11 protein-coding genes are annotated in these 16490 nt (G+C 31.6%); all 11 read right to left on the bottom strand.

The window, feature by feature from the left end:
- Positions 1–6: 6 nt before the first annotated feature.
- Genes L2Z92_RS10165 through L2Z92_RS10215 form a run of 11 tightly spaced genes read right to left on the bottom strand, consistent with a single transcriptional unit; the run spans position 7 to position 16472 of the window.
- Complete coding sequence (locus L2Z92_RS10165) at positions 7–3843, bottom strand: contractile injection system tape measure protein (protein WP_236452721.1); 3837 nt, start codon at positions 3841–3843, stop codon at positions 7–9.
- Between the two features lie 9 nt (positions 3844–3852).
- On the bottom strand, positions 3853–6585 hold the full coding sequence (locus L2Z92_RS10170) for a hypothetical protein (RefSeq protein ID WP_236452722.1): 2733 nt from the start codon (positions 6583–6585) through the stop codon (positions 3853–3855).
- Positions 6582–10472: a hypothetical protein gene (locus L2Z92_RS10175; RefSeq protein ID WP_236452724.1), complete on the bottom strand. Its 3891-nt coding sequence runs from the start codon at positions 10470–10472 to the stop codon at positions 6582–6584. Before L2Z92_RS10175 ends, L2Z92_RS10170 begins: the two co-directional genes overlap by 4 nt.
- A complete protein-coding gene (locus L2Z92_RS10180; RefSeq protein WP_236452726.1) occupies positions 10473–10907 on the bottom strand; it encodes a GPW/gp25 family protein in 435 nt (144 codons plus the stop codon).
- Entirely contained in the window at positions 10900–11202 is a 303-nt protein-coding gene (locus tag L2Z92_RS10185; RefSeq protein ID WP_236452728.1) for a PAAR domain-containing protein, read from the bottom strand. The genes L2Z92_RS10180 and L2Z92_RS10185 overlap by 8 nt, the downstream gene beginning before the upstream one ends.
- Positions 11203–11257: 55 nt before the next feature.
- Positions 11258–13057 carry a type VI secretion system tip protein VgrG gene (gene vgrG, locus L2Z92_RS10190; protein WP_236452729.1) on the bottom strand — a complete coding sequence of 600 codons (1800 nt, stop codon included), beginning with the start codon at positions 13055–13057 and terminating at the stop codon, positions 11258–11260.
- Positions 13058–13735 carry a CIS tube protein gene (locus L2Z92_RS10195; protein ID WP_236452730.1) on the bottom strand — a complete coding sequence of 226 codons (678 nt, stop codon included), beginning with the start codon at positions 13733–13735 and terminating at the stop codon, positions 13058–13060.
- Between the two features lie 12 nt (positions 13736–13747).
- The gene (locus tag L2Z92_RS10200) at positions 13748–13918 is read right to left on the bottom strand and encodes a DUF5908 family protein (RefSeq protein WP_236452731.1); all 171 of its coding nucleotides are present in this window, start codon (positions 13916–13918) and stop codon (positions 13748–13750) included.
- Between the two features lie 3 nt (positions 13919–13921).
- Complete coding sequence (locus L2Z92_RS10205) at positions 13922–14386, bottom strand: phage tail protein (RefSeq protein ID WP_236452732.1); 465 nt, start codon at positions 14384–14386, stop codon at positions 13922–13924.
- Complete coding sequence (locus L2Z92_RS10210) at positions 14376–14843, bottom strand: phage tail protein (RefSeq protein ID WP_236452733.1); 468 nt, start codon at positions 14841–14843, stop codon at positions 14376–14378. The genes L2Z92_RS10205 and L2Z92_RS10210 overlap by 11 nt, the downstream gene beginning before the upstream one ends.
- Before the next feature lie 51 nt (positions 14844–14894).
- Positions 14895–16472: a phage tail sheath family protein gene (locus L2Z92_RS10215; protein WP_236452734.1), complete on the bottom strand. Its 1578-nt coding sequence runs from the start codon at positions 16470–16472 to the stop codon at positions 14895–14897.
- Positions 16473–16490 lie beyond the last annotated feature (18 nt).

Raw genomic sequence — 16490 nt, forward strand, 5'->3', positions numbered from 1 at the left:
ATTCTATTAATAAGGCCAGCTTACATGTATTGGTTTTTCCATCCAAGGATATTTGATAATAGAGAATGAAAATGGAGATTTATGAAGTAATAAATCATAGACTCTTTTTTCAACGGTTAGTTCCCAACGGTCTTCTTTTTCAATAAGTAAACCATCTCTAACGAGCCAGTTGCCTCTAAAACCCAATAAAGAGGTATCTCCAACAGAGGGCCAATGTGAAATGGCAGCATTTATAAGTCCGTTAATTAATTTAACTTCCTCTTCTGTTATGGAGATACTATCCATAATGGGAGTTGTAATTGATAGACCACAGAGTACTTTGTTTAATGGTAATAAGGCTTCATCTGTTTTTGTTAATCCCGTAATAACATATTGTAAATAGTGTACTGCATTTAGCTGAGAACTCTTGTTTTTGAATTGGTTGTCTTCTAGTAGTCCTAATCTATCCATTAACATTTCGACGTAATTGTTTAATAGTACAATGCCTGCATTTTTAATGGGTATTGCACTTGCGCTTTTTTGAGATGAAAGTGTATTTAATAGTACGTTTTTTTGTGTTTTTAATTTTGTATTTTTAGTCTCTGTTGAAGCTTTAGTCTCCGATTTTATTAATTGATTTAAACTAACATGTAAAGCAGGAGGAAGGCTATATTTTATTTTGCTAAAGGCATTAATTATTTCTTTTGTAGGAATGTTTTTTTTCTGGCATAATTCCCATAGTAATTCTTGCCAAATAGTATCAATAGTTAGTAAAGACCAGTTATTTTCTGTCCAAGCCAAGATTGTTTTTCTAAATAAAAGAGTTTGTATTTCTTTTGCTGTAATTCCTTTTATAATAAGTTGTGCAAAAGCGTTATACAATCGTTCTATACTATGTAGTTGTTGTGTGTTTTTAGTATTGTTTTTAATAATGGTTATTGTTTTTCTAAAATCGATCCAATTATGCAATTGTTGTTTTTGCAGTTGTGGAATTTTATTTTGTTTATAGACCACAATAAAAGAAGTTGGGTTTTGTTCTAATGCTTCATGAAACAAATCGACTGCCGATATTTTTTCGGTAGTATGGAACCATTTGGGAACTTTTCTTTCTGTAATTAAAGAAATAAATAGTGCTTCTATTTGTCCTTGTTTCTGACAGTGTTTAATATCTTCATTACTATTTTTTAAAGGTGTTCTTAAAGAACTCAATAACGGAGTATTATATGCAATTAAAATTTTTTCTAGAGTGGGATTAATTTTTAGTGCGTTTGTGTTTATAGTGGCTATTATTTCACTGGAGTTTAATGCTTTTTCCTTTATAATTACATCCATCCAATGTGTTATAAATGATTTGACTATAGATGTGCTATTTTCATTTTGTTGAATAACTTTCCAAGTTGTTTTCCAAAACTCGAATTCAATGGTTGAGGTGTCTTTTATCGTTATGAAATGGCTTATGAATTCATAAAAAGACCTAAGTGTTTCCATAGCTTCATACAAATTTGTATTTCTATTATTCGAAATCCATAAACTGAAAAAATGCCAATCGAAATCCTCTTTTATTATTTTTATTCGACTGTCGGTTAGGCTACAATTCGAAAGTATTCTTTGTATTTCTTGAGGATTAATTTCAAGAGCTGCTTGCAATAAATCGTTTAATTTAAATTTGTGGTTGTTCTCTGTAGTACTTAAAGTTTCGCTTTGAATGATTTTCTCGATCCATTCATATAGTTTTAGGACAGATATTGTTTGTCCGTTTAACAGAATAGTTACAGGCTCAGTTATTATAGGAGCAGTAATGTTCTTGTCTTTACGAATAGTTTTTGGTTGAGTATGTAGTAGTCTGGTTTTTATTTTTTCAAGATAGGTTGTAGAGGAAGGAATGTTTAGTATTTTTTCGTGTTGGAAAATCGCTGATACAAATTCATTAAATTGTGTTTTTTGGTTAGTAGTTGCTAATGCAAACAGGTTTTCTAAAAGTGCTTCTATAAATTGAATAGCGGTATATTCAGGATGCAATAGCATAATTTTAATGCCTAGATTATAAATACTGTGATATATGGTAAGATTTAATTTTCTAAAATTAGGGCTCTTGTTTAAATCTTTAATAGCACTTTTAAAGGTTTTTAGTAGTGCTATTTTTGTATTCTTTGTTTTTTTAATAAACAAGGCATCCATTTTTTTATTTAAAATGTAAGGGAATAACAACTTTAGAGACGACTTATTTTTATAGTTTAATAGCGCATAAAAAGTTCTTTCTGTATGATGATGAATGTGATTTAGAATTGAATTTTGAACGCGTATCGATGTTGTTGAGTTGGTTTGATTCGTTTCTATTTGATATCGTAATTCATCTATTAATTCAATAAAATTGAGATTGTTAAATGGACTGTTTTTTTCGTGAACTTCATCTTTTAAAATAGCGGTTAAGTTGGTATATATTTCTAAAGTAGCTATTGTTTTTGAAGAAGCAGGAACATTACTATTGCTTAGTTTTTCTAATATGTTTTGTTTAAGTTCATTGTCTTTTTTACTTAATGCAGTAATTGTGAAGGTTAAGAATGTTTTGTTATCGAAAGGAGAATTTTTATAATGAATTAGAAATTGAATTCCTATTTCCCATAATGAAGAACTGTTTAACTTTACATTCATTTCTTTGTAAAGCTTTTCAATAAAATAAATACTCTCTATGAGCATTTTTGATTGTACGGGTAAAACCGCATGAAAAATATGTTCAAGGGCTTCATTTTGTAAATCTTGAACAACAGGATTCCAAAAATGATTGGCACTACCTAAAGAGGAAAACAAATCGCGAAATCTATTTTTGTTTTCTTTTGAAAGTGCAATTACTAATTCGTTAAACTCTCTTTTTTTTATGTTGTCTTTTCGAAGTGAAACAGAATGAATTAACGCTGTTAGATTTTTCCAATGGTCGTTTTCCTGAAGTATTGTTTCGCTCGTTTTTTTCGCTTTAAAGAGTTCGTTTTCTTTGGTTAAAAGATTTAATATTAGAATGAAATCGGCTTTTGTACTGGCCGTCACATGAATCTGCTGTATCGCTAATTCAATCATGTTTAGTAATTCAGAATAAGCTACATTATAATGATTTGCCATTTGCTGAATACTACTTTTCATAAATGTAACCTTATTGAATATAGTTCCTCTATCGGTAAACAAATAGTTTACTATCCAAAACCAAAGGTTTCGTTTAAAGTCGTTTTCATTGGCTGGTACAAGTATTTGATGTTGTTGTATTTTTGTTAATTCTTTAGAAAATTTAATAATTTGATTGTGATTACTGGTTTCTAAGCCTTCAATAATTTTTATTATTATAGATTCTTGTAGTTGCCATGCCATTCTTTGTCTCACCTTTTCATCGGTTTTACCTACTTCTTGAAGCATTGTAATTATTGCTTCTTTGTTGTTTTTGAATTGCCATGTCATCATTTCATGTATAGAATAATCGGCGTCTTTATAATTCCAAGGCATTGTTCCTGTCATTAAGTAATGACTAAGTCTATTTATTTGGGAAGTATCCGTATTTAAAATTTCAATACCATCACTTCCTTTTTCTGCGTTTAGGATAAGTTCAATTAATGTATCGCTTAATTGATGAAAGAGTTTTTGAGATAAATCTTCTTCTAAAGTATCATAATCAATAGTGCCTAAGTCTAATGTTAATGATTGAATACACCAAGTTTGGCTAGCAGGACATATCTCATCAAAAATGGAATTGATTTCTTTTTGCATTTTTGTATTGCTCCAGCGGCTAATACGTTGTTGCAATTCGGTAGCGTTTTCTTTTTGATTAAAAGAATTCTCCCATTTAAATTTAGATATGATATGATTTACAGTACTTGCCATACTTTTTCTTTAGCTATTGGTTAAAATGTTGATTAATGCATTTGCTGTTTCAGTTGTTTTTTTATAGGCTAAATTATTGAATGTAATGTCGTTATGCCAATTGATGTAGGCAGGAATTAAATCGCATAATGTTTTCTGACTTGCGAATTGATAGTTATAAGTAACATCTATAGGTAGGGTATTTTCAAGTAATAATTCGAGTCTGTTTTTAAAATAGTCGTTGGTAAAATAGGAAATGTAATCTGGAAAAATTAATGTGATAGTTTTTGTAGTGTCATTATTTTCTGAGATCTTTTTTTGATACATTGTAATAAAATAATCTACCTCATTACAAGTTATTTTTGTCCAATTTGCACTTTCATCATTAAATGCTGTTGCTGATAAATTATAGGAAATAGTATCATTAATAACGATTGATGTTTGAGTACTGCTTAAATCTATTTCCGTTTTGGCATTAATAGTAGTCTCTGTTGGATTTTCTAATAGCATATATAATGATATAGTTTCAGGATAATTTAATGAATCCTCTATTGTATAATAAGGACCTTCTAAAGTAGATTGTGTTATGATTATGCTATTAGCTGTTGGGTAAAGCAAACAATTTTCTATGCAAATAAATCCTTTTCGTTCTTTTAAAAACCAAAGACATTGGTGTATTTGTTCTAATTGATTAATGCATGTTTTGCATTTTGCATTTTCTTGAGAAGTATTTTTGCATTGTGTACATTCGTTTTCATCTATCGTTGAAAGAACGCATTCTAAATGATTAATATAAGGTGTTTTTAAACTCAGTAAAATAGTAGTTTTTAGTTCTAAAGCTGCATAGTTTATAAAGTCTTGTTTTCTGGTTTTTTCTATTTGATCCACTTTATTGGTGTTAAAAATGAAATCATTTTCAAATTTTTCATTTTTAGGAATATTAAAATTGTCTTCAGGTTCTAAATAAAAGCGCACAGAAGAAACATCAATTAATAGTTGCTCCAGATTTAATGGAATGTCTTTTTTTAAGTTTTCAATCTTTTTTGCCCCCAAATAATTATATCCTTGGTATCTATAATAGGAAAGCAAACCTAGGTTCTGTAAGTATAAACTTTTAATAATGATTTTATCTTTAGAACTGTTTCCTGTATAAATAGAACCTTCAATAATTGAATTTATGAGTAATGGTGATTCTCCATGTCTTGCTAATAAATGATCGAGCATTTCATTTCTTCGCTTCAAATTGATGCTTTCATCTTCAATTAAATCTTGTAGACCTTTTATATAAGCATTATAAGGGTCTTCTTTAAATTTTTTCCAGCTCATTTCTTCTGCTACATTTTTAGTTCTGGTTTCTAAACTAAAATTGAAAGCATTATTATTTTTAAGCAGTGGCTTTATATTAGGAATGGAATATAATGGCTGATAAAAATAGGTTGGTGCAAAGCACAAAAAGGGAACAGGATATTCAAGATGTATTTTCTCATTGGGTGTTTTAGTTGCATAAAATTTTTGTAATTCTGAAGGTGTACCCGTTATTCCATTTTTAAAGGAAAAGAGTTGCGGAACATTCGCTAACTGCGAAAATTGATTGGCTAGTATTTGATCAAATAAAGTAAGATAACCTTTTAGTTGACGAGATTGTGCTATCTGAAAATCCGACGCATTCGAGTTGATTGCATTTGCACCCACAGCATAGATGTCTGGAAAAGTATTTTGGATAGAATAATAAGAATTAATGTCTCTAAATGTCCCTGTAGGCAAGCTAGTTTGGCTATCAATACTATCATCAAACGATAAATCTAATGACTGTATTTTGTTTTCTTCGTTATCGTTTTTTGTATTGGTATATGTAATCTCTAATTGACTCAAATCAAAAGAGATTATTTGAGTTAGTGTTGCTGTAGCGGTGTCGTTATTTTCAGTATTGTTTATTTTTAAATTTTGAACATTGAAAACGTTTTCAACAGTTAATAGTAGTGTGATAAGATTATTTGTGGTAATTGTATTTTTCTTTTTACCGAGATTTTCGTTACTAATCCAGCCATGTCTCATTTCAGGGCCATTATATAACGTATCTGAATTTTCTCCTTCTAAAAGTAATTGATTGTCTTCCTCCTGAATAGCTTTTGGAAAAATATAGTTTCGAATTTTATTCTGTATGCTTGCTAATGTTGTGTTTTTTTCGGCTTCATTATTTAATTGAAGTATTCCGCTTACTGTATAAATAACTTTTTCAAGTTGTAAAGGCATCAAAAATAACTCACCAATGTTTCTTCGTTTGTTTAAACGATAAAAGACGGTTTGGCAGATAGTTGCAATTGCAATCGAGTTAGTAATTATAGGCTTTGTAGATAGATAAACACTATAAGTACCTTTGCTATAAGATAGAGAACTCTGTTTTGGAACTATAATAACATTTTCAACCTCATCTACTTCGTCTACAATATATTTAATATAATCGTTGATTGTAACTGGTGCGGTTGTTAGAATTTCTTTAGGTAAATAAAACTGATCTTTAATGATAAGTTTGTCATCAGCATTCGTTAAAATATCATTTATAGAGAAATCATTACAATAGCCTAATTCCGTTAAGGCATAGCATAGTTGATCTAATATGGTAACTCCTGGATCGCTTGAATTTAAATTGGTCCATTCATTACCACTTACTTCTTGTATATGTGCGAGTCCTTCTTGTTTCAAAGATTTAAAATCCTGAGTAATTGGAAGTGGTTCATCTATTATGTAATTAATCTCTTTCATTTTATATCATGATTTAAGCTTGAAACGATTAATAATTCTGGATTTTCATTTAAATTTATAGTATTCATGTTTGTACATGTAATTTCAAATCCATTTTGAAATAGTCTAGTCGCATTTAGAATTACATTTTCAACATTACTAACACCTTCTATTGTCTTTATGAAATCAATAACTTGAGTAGTAGTAAGCTCTTCATCTATTGCAATTTGTGCACTATTTGTAGTAATCCATGGCGATAAAAATAGATTTAAATCATTTTCAATTATTTTTTTTATTCCTTCAAGTTCGTAGCCTTCTAAAAGTGATATTGTAGCGTTTACAGTAACATATAAGAAAGCAAAGTTGGAAACAAGAATAGGAGTGAAGGCAGCGCTTCGTTCACTCAAGTATTGTTGCATTTTTTTTTCCAAACATGTGGAAACCATAGGTGCAAAAGCACTATAATCGTTACTACTACTGTGTTTTTTTACTACGTAAATTTGAATTTTATTAGTAGCATAAACCGATTTAGAATAGTAGATATCATTAAATTCTTGTTGAATGGTGCTATAAAAATCAGAAGAGCTAACATTTCTATCTTTAGTTTTTAATCGATTACTAATTCGTTTGTTTTTAATATCATTCGTTTCCATTGCTTTTCCTCCAAAAGAAGGAAAGGGTTGTTGAATACTTGCAATTTCAGGAATGGCTGTATGAGGTTTGCTAATAGTTGTAGCTTCAATTTGTGGTTTGGTAGTGTCAGATAAATATTCGCTTCCAGAACGAGTTACTAAAACACCATTTGTAGTTAGAAAAGTAATGTCTGGATAATTAGAAACTTCATTTTTAGTAGCTACACAAATCCAATAGTTTTCACTATCCATTATACCCGTCTGATTACTGATGTCTTCTGGGAAATTAAAAGTAAGAATGCCAGAGCAACTTAAATTATTTGTAGTATCTGAAAGCAAAGGAAGAAGTTGCCAACCCGAAGTACTTAGATAATAATAATCGGGTTTTGTATTTGTTGGTAGGTTGCCTTCTTTTCTACCTAATTCTACATAGAAATTAATTTTATTTGGAGCAATAACGTTTGCTAATTCAATATATAAAAAGCCTTTGTAGTCATGTAATGAAGAAAGTAGTGGAACTCCAATGTTTTTTTTTGCACCTGTGTTATTTTGATCTCCAACATTATAATTTTCCACAGCAACAGCACATGAGGAATCATAGGTTAAATAGTTTACAAAAGGAGTATAGGCGAAACACTGCAATGGGAAATCGTTTGCTTTAGTAACATCATATAATTGAGAGGCACTATAATTGGCTGTTATTTTTTTTAACTTAGGAGCAAAAGGAAGTTTTGCAGTCGCAAGTAATTTTTTCGGATCTATTTTTGGGTTTTTTGAAATTAGAAGCGCATTTTGTAACGCAATACTAGCTACAATTTCAGGATATAATTGAGACCCAAAACCATAAGGAGCTGGGCCAGATAAAGCCATTTTTAAAAAGCCAGAGGTACTTTCTTCTGAATAAATTAAAGGCGTATTTTGAATGTTTGGATTTACATTGCTTTTTGGTATTGCTGCATTTGTATCTATTGCTACAAATTCAATATCTGTTGTTTGTGACGTGTCTTGGTTGGAGACAGCTACCGATTTTGAAGGTGTTGTGGCAGCAGAATAATTAAAAAAACTTTTATTAGTTAATTCACATTGCTTTGTTTCACTGGTAGTACTGAATAACAAATTAGAAGTGTTTTCAGCTTCTGGAACACAATATTCATTTACAGTATAGGGCACAAGAGTTGTTGTACCTTCTTCCGTAGTTTTAACTTCTTGTTTTGTCATATCAAATGCTGTCCATGAAGCATTATTCAATAACTCAAAGTCAATTGTAAAACAAACATTATTAAAAGGAATTGTAGCATTAGGAGTAGTTATTCCTAAAATATCTTTTAATAATTGTACTATTTCTTTTAATAATTCTATAATCGTGTCTAGTCCTTTTTTTATAATATTTTTTATTAATTGTACACCGCCTTTAATGATTTTTTCAATCTTATGTAGAAGCCCTTTCGATTTAGAGTCATTAACAGTCAATTGATTTTGAGTAGGGTTTTCTGTTAGCTTAGATAAGTAAGTATTATATTCTTGATAATAGTTTTGAAAACTTTTTGGCAAAGTATCCCAAGTCAAATCTATTTGAAAGGAATTGAAAGGTTTGCTAAAAATTTCATTGCTACCTAAAATGAAACTATTATTTATTGAAGGAGTTGGTCCAAACAATTCAAATGGTTTTTTAGCATCTAAAGCGCCAAAATCATTATACAATTGAAGCGACGAAATGTTTTGTACAGATACATCAAATTGAACAGTACGTAAAATTGGAATAGTAGTGCTATTGTTTAGAGTGTTTAACTCAATTTTAAGCAAAGGCCATAAAGCATCATAACCATCAGGATTTTTTAAAAAAGCTTCTATTGCTGGTTGAGAAGTATCTAATGTTATATTTAATAGTATTGATAGATTATTCTCTTCTAATTCATTTATTGTAACAGGAACAACGAGCCATTCATTTTGTGTACTAAGGGAATAAGTAGCATTGTGTAAAAAATCGATTGCACCTTTCTCATTAAAGGTCATAATTATTTGAATTGTTCTTTCTCCTTCTTTTAAGTACAATAATGGAGTTGCTAAAGCAAAACCTAATGGAAGTGTTGAAGCAATAGGGGAAAGCTCGTTTCCGAAAATAGGCCAACCTTGTGTTTTTCCAGATTCACTTTTCTTAAGAACAGATGGAGAAGCATTTTTTTGCAATAGTAATCTAGTATCTGTTGTTTTTACAACTGTGATTGTTTTTGTGCTGACAACTGTTGTAGGGTTTAAAGACACATTTTCATTGCAAGAAAAGATGATGGGCTTTTTTTGACTATCTACACCTGCATCAAACAGTGTTCCTTTTTGTAAAAGAAAAGCAGCATTTTTTTTACTTAATATAATAGCGATAAAAACACTATCTGGAAGTGCATTTCTTATATTCTGTAGAAGAATATCATTATAGTAAAAGTCCAAATGCTTTTGCGAAACTTCATTCAATTGATTGCGATGATGCATTAATAGCTTAATGAAAGTTCGAACTAAAACAGTATCTGGAAAATGACTTGTTTTTGTTTTTAATGCTTCAAAGGCTATAGTAGCATGTTGAATGATAGTGATGAAAAAGTTAAAAAACTGATCGCCAAATTTTTTTATTGCAGTAATAAAATCGGGAATTTTATTGTGTAAAGAAGAAGGGTTTAAGTTAAGAATTTCCCAATAGGGTTTCTTGTCTTTGTTTGTTTTCCAAATCTTTGTATCTGCACTTTGAAAAATAGTAGATTCAAAGCTTTCTACTTTTTCTACAATATTATTTAAAATCAATTGTCTACGTAGTGATAATAAAGCCCATAGTTGTGAACTATAGATATGTTCTACTTGATAAAGGATGTATTTCTTTAAACTAAACTCTTGGTCTGATTGTAATAAATAATGTATCCAACGTTCCAGTTTTATAAATAATTGAAATAGTTGATCGAAAAGGGCACTAATTAGAGTTCCTATGTTTTTATTCTCAGGTTCTTCTTGAAATAAAGCATCGATATGCAAACAGGAATGAACAAATGTGGATTGTTTTTTAGTAATATTTGTCTTTGAAATAGAAGCTAAAATAATTACAGGATCTTTTAATAAAAAAGGCAACCAGCTTCCATTAATTTGATTTGAAGTGTCGTAGAAGTTAATAAGCGAAGCAAAATCGGCAATAAAACTCAACCAGTCACGATCAGTTCTTCCATCTATCAAATTTGACGATGGAATCAGTGCGTTTTCTGTCGCGTTTAAAATAGTATTTTGATTCAATTTACTCATTTATCTACTTCCTAAATTTGTACCTTCTTTTATGTAAAAAGGAAAAACATAATTATGTCTAGTATTGGTTTGATTAAAGAGATATACAATTCGAATTTCTATTAGCCCAGACGAGATATCCGCGTAAACAACTATTATTTCTAAAACAGTAATTCGAGGTTCATTATGCATTAAAGAAAACTTAACCACATCTGTAATTTCTCCTTTTAATGTCTCGTCCATTCTTCTAAAGAAAAACTGCTGAAGTCCAGAACCAAATCTTGGGTTTAAACTTCTCTCACCTGTGTTTGTAAGAAGAATAATATTGATGGCTTCATTTACATTTTGTTCATATCCAGTTAAACCTAATTGATGGTTGCCAGCAGAAAAAGTAACAGGAAATGCCCAGCCAGATCCTAAAAAATGATTCTCTTCTTTACTATGATTATTATCCACCTATCATTACGTTTAAAGCACCTAATACAATACTACCCCCGTGGGCAGTTGAATCTCCCATTCTTGCAGCAGGCATTCCACCAATCATTACCGTTGATGAGCCTTTAACAATCGAGTCTGGAGGGCCAACACATACAAGCATATCTCCAACTCTTGCTGCGGGTAGTTTGCATATTAAAACGGTTGGTTCTCCAGGGCCTATTATTGGTCCACCTACATGAGGGATGGGTACAGGAACGGCTGGAGTTTGCATCGGACATTGGTGAAAATCTGTTAATCTTGCTGCTGGTGGCATATTTCTTTATTTTTAAATTATTATTTTAAGTAGTATTGTTAGTTTTTTTCTATTCTTAATTAATCATTACCATAGCTCCTTTTAGGACTAATTGCGCCCCGCCTTGTACTTCTGCATTTAAGTTTCCTTTAGCAGTAAATTGACTTTGGGCAGTTTCCTTTATGTTTATTCCACTGGTAGCAACATCACCACCAGAGGCAGCAATAGTAACACCTTGGTTTCCTTTAATGTTTACTTTCTGATCGGCTTCAATATTTATATTTTTTGAACTCTTAATGGTAATACCGCTACTAGACATTACAATGCTATTATCGTTTTGATCTTTAATAGTTATTTGCTTGTCTTTATCACTAACAATTATGGTGTTTTTATTAGGAGTGGCAAGTGTCCAAACTACATTTTCATCGTCAAATTCCAAATACATTTTAGATTTAGAAACAATTGCTTTTTTTGAGTTTTTTTCGTTTGGAGTTAATCCTTCATAAGGTTTCAATTTCGAACTACTATATAAACTACCTAATATAATAGGGTAGCGGGGATCTTCATTTAAAAAACCAAGAACTACTTCATCACCTACTTCGGGCAAAAAGAAAGCACCAGCTCCATTTGTAGAATAAAAATTAGAGAGACGAGCCCAAACACCTTCTCCATTAGTGTCAAACAAAGGGATGGTAACTAATATGCGATATTGAGAATCAGGATCACTATCTATTTTTTTTACAGTACCATTGAATAATCCTCCTGCACCAGGTAATAACCCAGAGGCAGGTGGAGCCATAACATCTGGTTCTTCTGTAAACCAAATTGGAGAAAGACCTATGCTTATTTCTGTAATCCAATTACCATCGGATAAATCATGGGTAACACTAGAAATAAAATGATCGCCATTAAATCGATCTCCAAGACCTCCTAATGTGATATAACTTGCAGGTTGAACTAAATTTGTACCTTGAAACTTGGCTTCTCCTTGTATTTTTGAGTATTCACTTTTTATGAGTTGTGCTTTTGCCCAGTTCGTTAAATCTGCATTTTCTAAAGGAGCTGTTGTTTGAAGTTCATAGTCTGATAGCCCAACAACTTCAGATAGTTTTTTAGAAGAAATATTACCTGGTCCGGGTACATTATTTGCAGATTGCATTGATGTTATAGCTTGATTTTTATAATCCCAACTGGAAGCTTTTGCATTACCATATTGTGTAATAGCATTCATTGTAGCATTAAAATAGATCAATCCATTACCATAAGTAACATCCAATACAGCTGTGGTATTTGCATTAGGAGGAGCTACAGTTACGATTCCATTAAGTGTGGTCACAATCATTCCATTACTCTCTGCACGAGCCATAATATAATCCCAATCGGTTGTGTAATACTGAACTTGTTCAGGCCATGTTATGCTAGTGTCAGTTACTTTAGCGGTTAGGCCAGAATAGGTTCCAATGATTGAAGTAATGTTTTCACTATCCTTTTTTTTATTAAAAGTTAAACTCTTTCTACCTACAATCATTTTTATGGCTTCATCTCTACATTCTACTTCTAAAGCAGCACCAACAATTTCATCTATTCGTATGGCTTGCCCCGTTATAATACCTTGGAAGACAACTTGGTTTTGAGAATCATAACCACACTCGATGCTTATTTTTGCTCCTGGAACAAATGTTGAAGAAGAACTAGCGTCGAATTTTCCAGTATTAGCCTCACCATCTAAGATTGTTATCTTTGCAGAAGCGATACGGTTTACTTCTTTTTTTATAATAACAGAGAGTACATTCAATTCACTAGATATTGCTGTACCTGCTACTTTAATTGTGAAGGTTGCTATATTACCTGATGCTATTTCATTTTGAGTTGCCATTTATATAGGTTGTATTATAGGGGGAAATATTAATTTTTCTCCTCCTTTTAAGTTTCTAAATTTATTAAGGTCATTATATTTTGCCACTTGTATGTAATAGGAATCGTCATTCCATGTTTTTTGACAAAGTTGAGGTAGTGTATTGCCTTCTACTACACTAATTAAGTGAGTAATATCGGGCGATTTTTTAGCATCTATTTCCTCTACACTTTCTGGAGAAATATATTCGGTAAAACCTAGAGATAACTTGGCCCTTAATGGACTTCCATCTGGTTTGAAAAGGGTATAGGATGTATCCATTGATTTTAAAACACCTTTAAAGACAATACTTTGTCCCCATTGTATTTTTACAAAATTAGGACGGTGAATTGTTCCATTATAGGTATATATTATTTTTTCTAAAGCATTGATTTCATCAGACATCTTTGTGCGTTTAGAATCTACAATACCAGTACAGTCTATAGTTAAATCAAAGTTTAATTTTTCAACAGGAGTGCTCTTGTATTTTTGTGATGGAGCACTTGTGTTAGGGGCTTGCTGTTCATTGTATTCAATTCCTCTTTGCCATTTTATGTTTTCAGGATTTAACATAACAGTATAAGGTTGGCCTGCGAAAGCTTGTTGGAAATTTTCGTCAGTATATCCTGTTATTTTCATCAATTCTAAACTTGCTCCCATATAATTTTGATATTATCTTTTGTAACTATTTTTTTTAGTTCTTTCTGCAATCATTCTTTTACATTCTTCGAGCAATTGTTTTTTTAAATGATAGAATTCAGTTTCTTTTATAGAAACATCATCTACCTTATTTCTTGAAGAAATTTCTGTTTTTATAATTAATTCTCTAATTTCTATTGGCATATGCTAGTTAAATAAATCGGAAATTGAAGTGTCTTGTGTTATTACAAAATAAGTATAGGCTAGTTCGATAGATTCGATTACAATTTCGTTCTCTTGTGATTTTAAATCAGATACAGAATACTTCACAGGATAGGCATTATGAAATGTCCACATTACCGAAACTGAACCGTCTGAGTTAAATAAACTAACAGATACATCATGCGTTGTTATAGCATTGGCAAGTCCTTCATCTAAAGTGCTTGCACACCAATCGATGAGTTGTGATCCTTCTGGAATTAGTGCTCTTTTGAGTACTAGGTTTTGACTCGTGGTAATAGTAGGGAGTCGGTATTTAAAACGATTCTCCCCACCACATACTACTTCTTCCATACTTAACTCTTTTGAAATACCAGATACTTCTTTGAAAGCTGCATCTTCTCCCTTAAAAGAGAGCTGAAAGTAAAACCCTACCGGATAACTACTTGCCATTAGTTATTATCAGTTGTTCATGTGCTATTTCAATGGTATCCACTGCTACTTCATTTCCATCAGATTTTAAATCGGTACTGGTAATTTTAGTAGGCCAAGCATTGTTTAATTGCCATTGCATGGTGGTGTCTCCTTTTTCATCTAAAAGACGAATGATTACTGTTCTTCTTTTAATGGTATTCATGGTTATTTGTGCGTGCCAATCCCAAAAACTATTGTCATTAACAAAAACACCTCGTTTCATGGTAACATTTCCATATTTGGTAATACCTGGCATTTTTTCTGTTGAAAAAAGCGGACTATTACTTTTTCGGTATTCAATGATTTGGTTTTCGACATCCATACCTGATACTTCTTGAAATGCTACTTTTGTTAATTCGGTTCCTAGATCTACTTCAAATCGGAACTTTGGCATGGGCCATGTTGCGCCTTCTACGCTTCCGTCATCTGCTGCCATAATATTTTATTTTTTAGATTTATTAAAATTTGTTTATTATTCTGTTTGTTTTTAGCTAGAAGTAGCCATTTGTTGTTGAAAAGTAAGTACGATAAATTCAGCAGGTCTTACTATTGCTACTTTAATAGATACTTTCATGAATCCGTTTAAAATATCTTCAGAAGTCATGGTTGTTCCCAATCCACAAGCAACAGAAAAAGCATCTGATGCAGAAGCACCTTGAAGTCCGCCTTCTTTCCAAATAGAAGTTAAGAAACTGCTTATCATTGCTTTTACAGCTTCCCAAGTGTTTTTGTCATTCGGTTCAAAAACATAAGCATTGGCTGCTAATTTACAAGACTGTTCTAGAAAAGTCATCGTCCTTCTAACTGGAAGGTACCTCCAGTCTTGACTATTTCCATCTAAGGTTCTTGCTCCCCAAACCAAAATTCCTAAACCATTAAAAAAGCGAATAGCGTTGATTGATTTTCCTGAAACTGCATCAACATTTAAACTTCCTTGTTGTGTTTCAGAAAGACGAATTGGTAAAGATGAAACACCAACGATTGAAGTGTTTGCGGGAGCTTGCCAAACACCTTCTTGGTTGTCTGTTGTTGTAATTACACCAGCCATTCCACCACTTGGAGGTAAAATATTAGCATCAAATAATATATGCTTAATCATTAGACTATATGTTTTGCTGGCGTTTATTAAAGCATTATTGTTTTGAGTTACCGTTAATCCAGAAGATGGATTATTTATGTTTGTCATGATACTCGCAACACTTGGATTTGGATTATCAGCAGGATTCAAAAGTGCGTCAAGTTGTTTGGTATCTCCACCAAATATATTGGTATAATCAATATCTTGATTTTGCATTATTGTAGTTCCTATAAAAGGATAATAAGCTGTTCCGTAGTCTAAACCTTGGGAGCCAGTATTATTTCTAAAAGCTTCAATGTCGTTAGGATACATAATTGGGTCTGGGTTTCGACCTCCAATTATATCAAAAATAGCAACAGCCGTTTGCATTTGTGTACATTGTAATAACATTTGTTGCATTAATGTACCATTGTTGTCTACACTTAGAAGGGTTGCTTCTGGACAAATATACATTGTAGGTTCTTGCTCATTTAGAAGTAATTCTAATCCTTTTGTTAAATCGCTTAATTGTACGTTTGGATTAACAATTTGCTCTCCAGGTGTCATTGGGTTTTTAGATGGAGCACCGTATGATCCAACTGAAACGATATATGCATCACCACCACCGTTTTCATAAAATAGTTTAATACTATTGTATAGATAATATATTGTGTTTGGGTCTGGAACAATAGAATAATAAGCATTATCAATTAGCATATAGTCTCCTTTTTCGGGCTGACTTTTTTCTTTTACTAGATAATATTCAGGTGTGTATTGTTTTGCAGGACTAGCTGGTGGAGCCGGATCTGGGAAACAATAAATAGCCTGAAATTCTGCAAATGAAGTGATTTTTTGTGCTACATTTTTATACGACTTGCCTTCATATGAAGCTTGAGGCGTATAGCCAATAAATGCAGGAACTGCTGTTGCAACAGGAACTACCGAATTTGGAAAAGCATTCAATTCGTTTATATAGACTCCTGGTGATTTAATGTTAGATTCAATCATAATTTATCATATTTGTTT

The organism is Flavobacterium jumunjinense (genome assembly GCF_021650975.2).
GTDB classification, from domain to species: Bacteria; Bacteroidota; Bacteroidia; order Flavobacteriales; family Flavobacteriaceae; genus Flavobacterium; species Flavobacterium jumunjinense.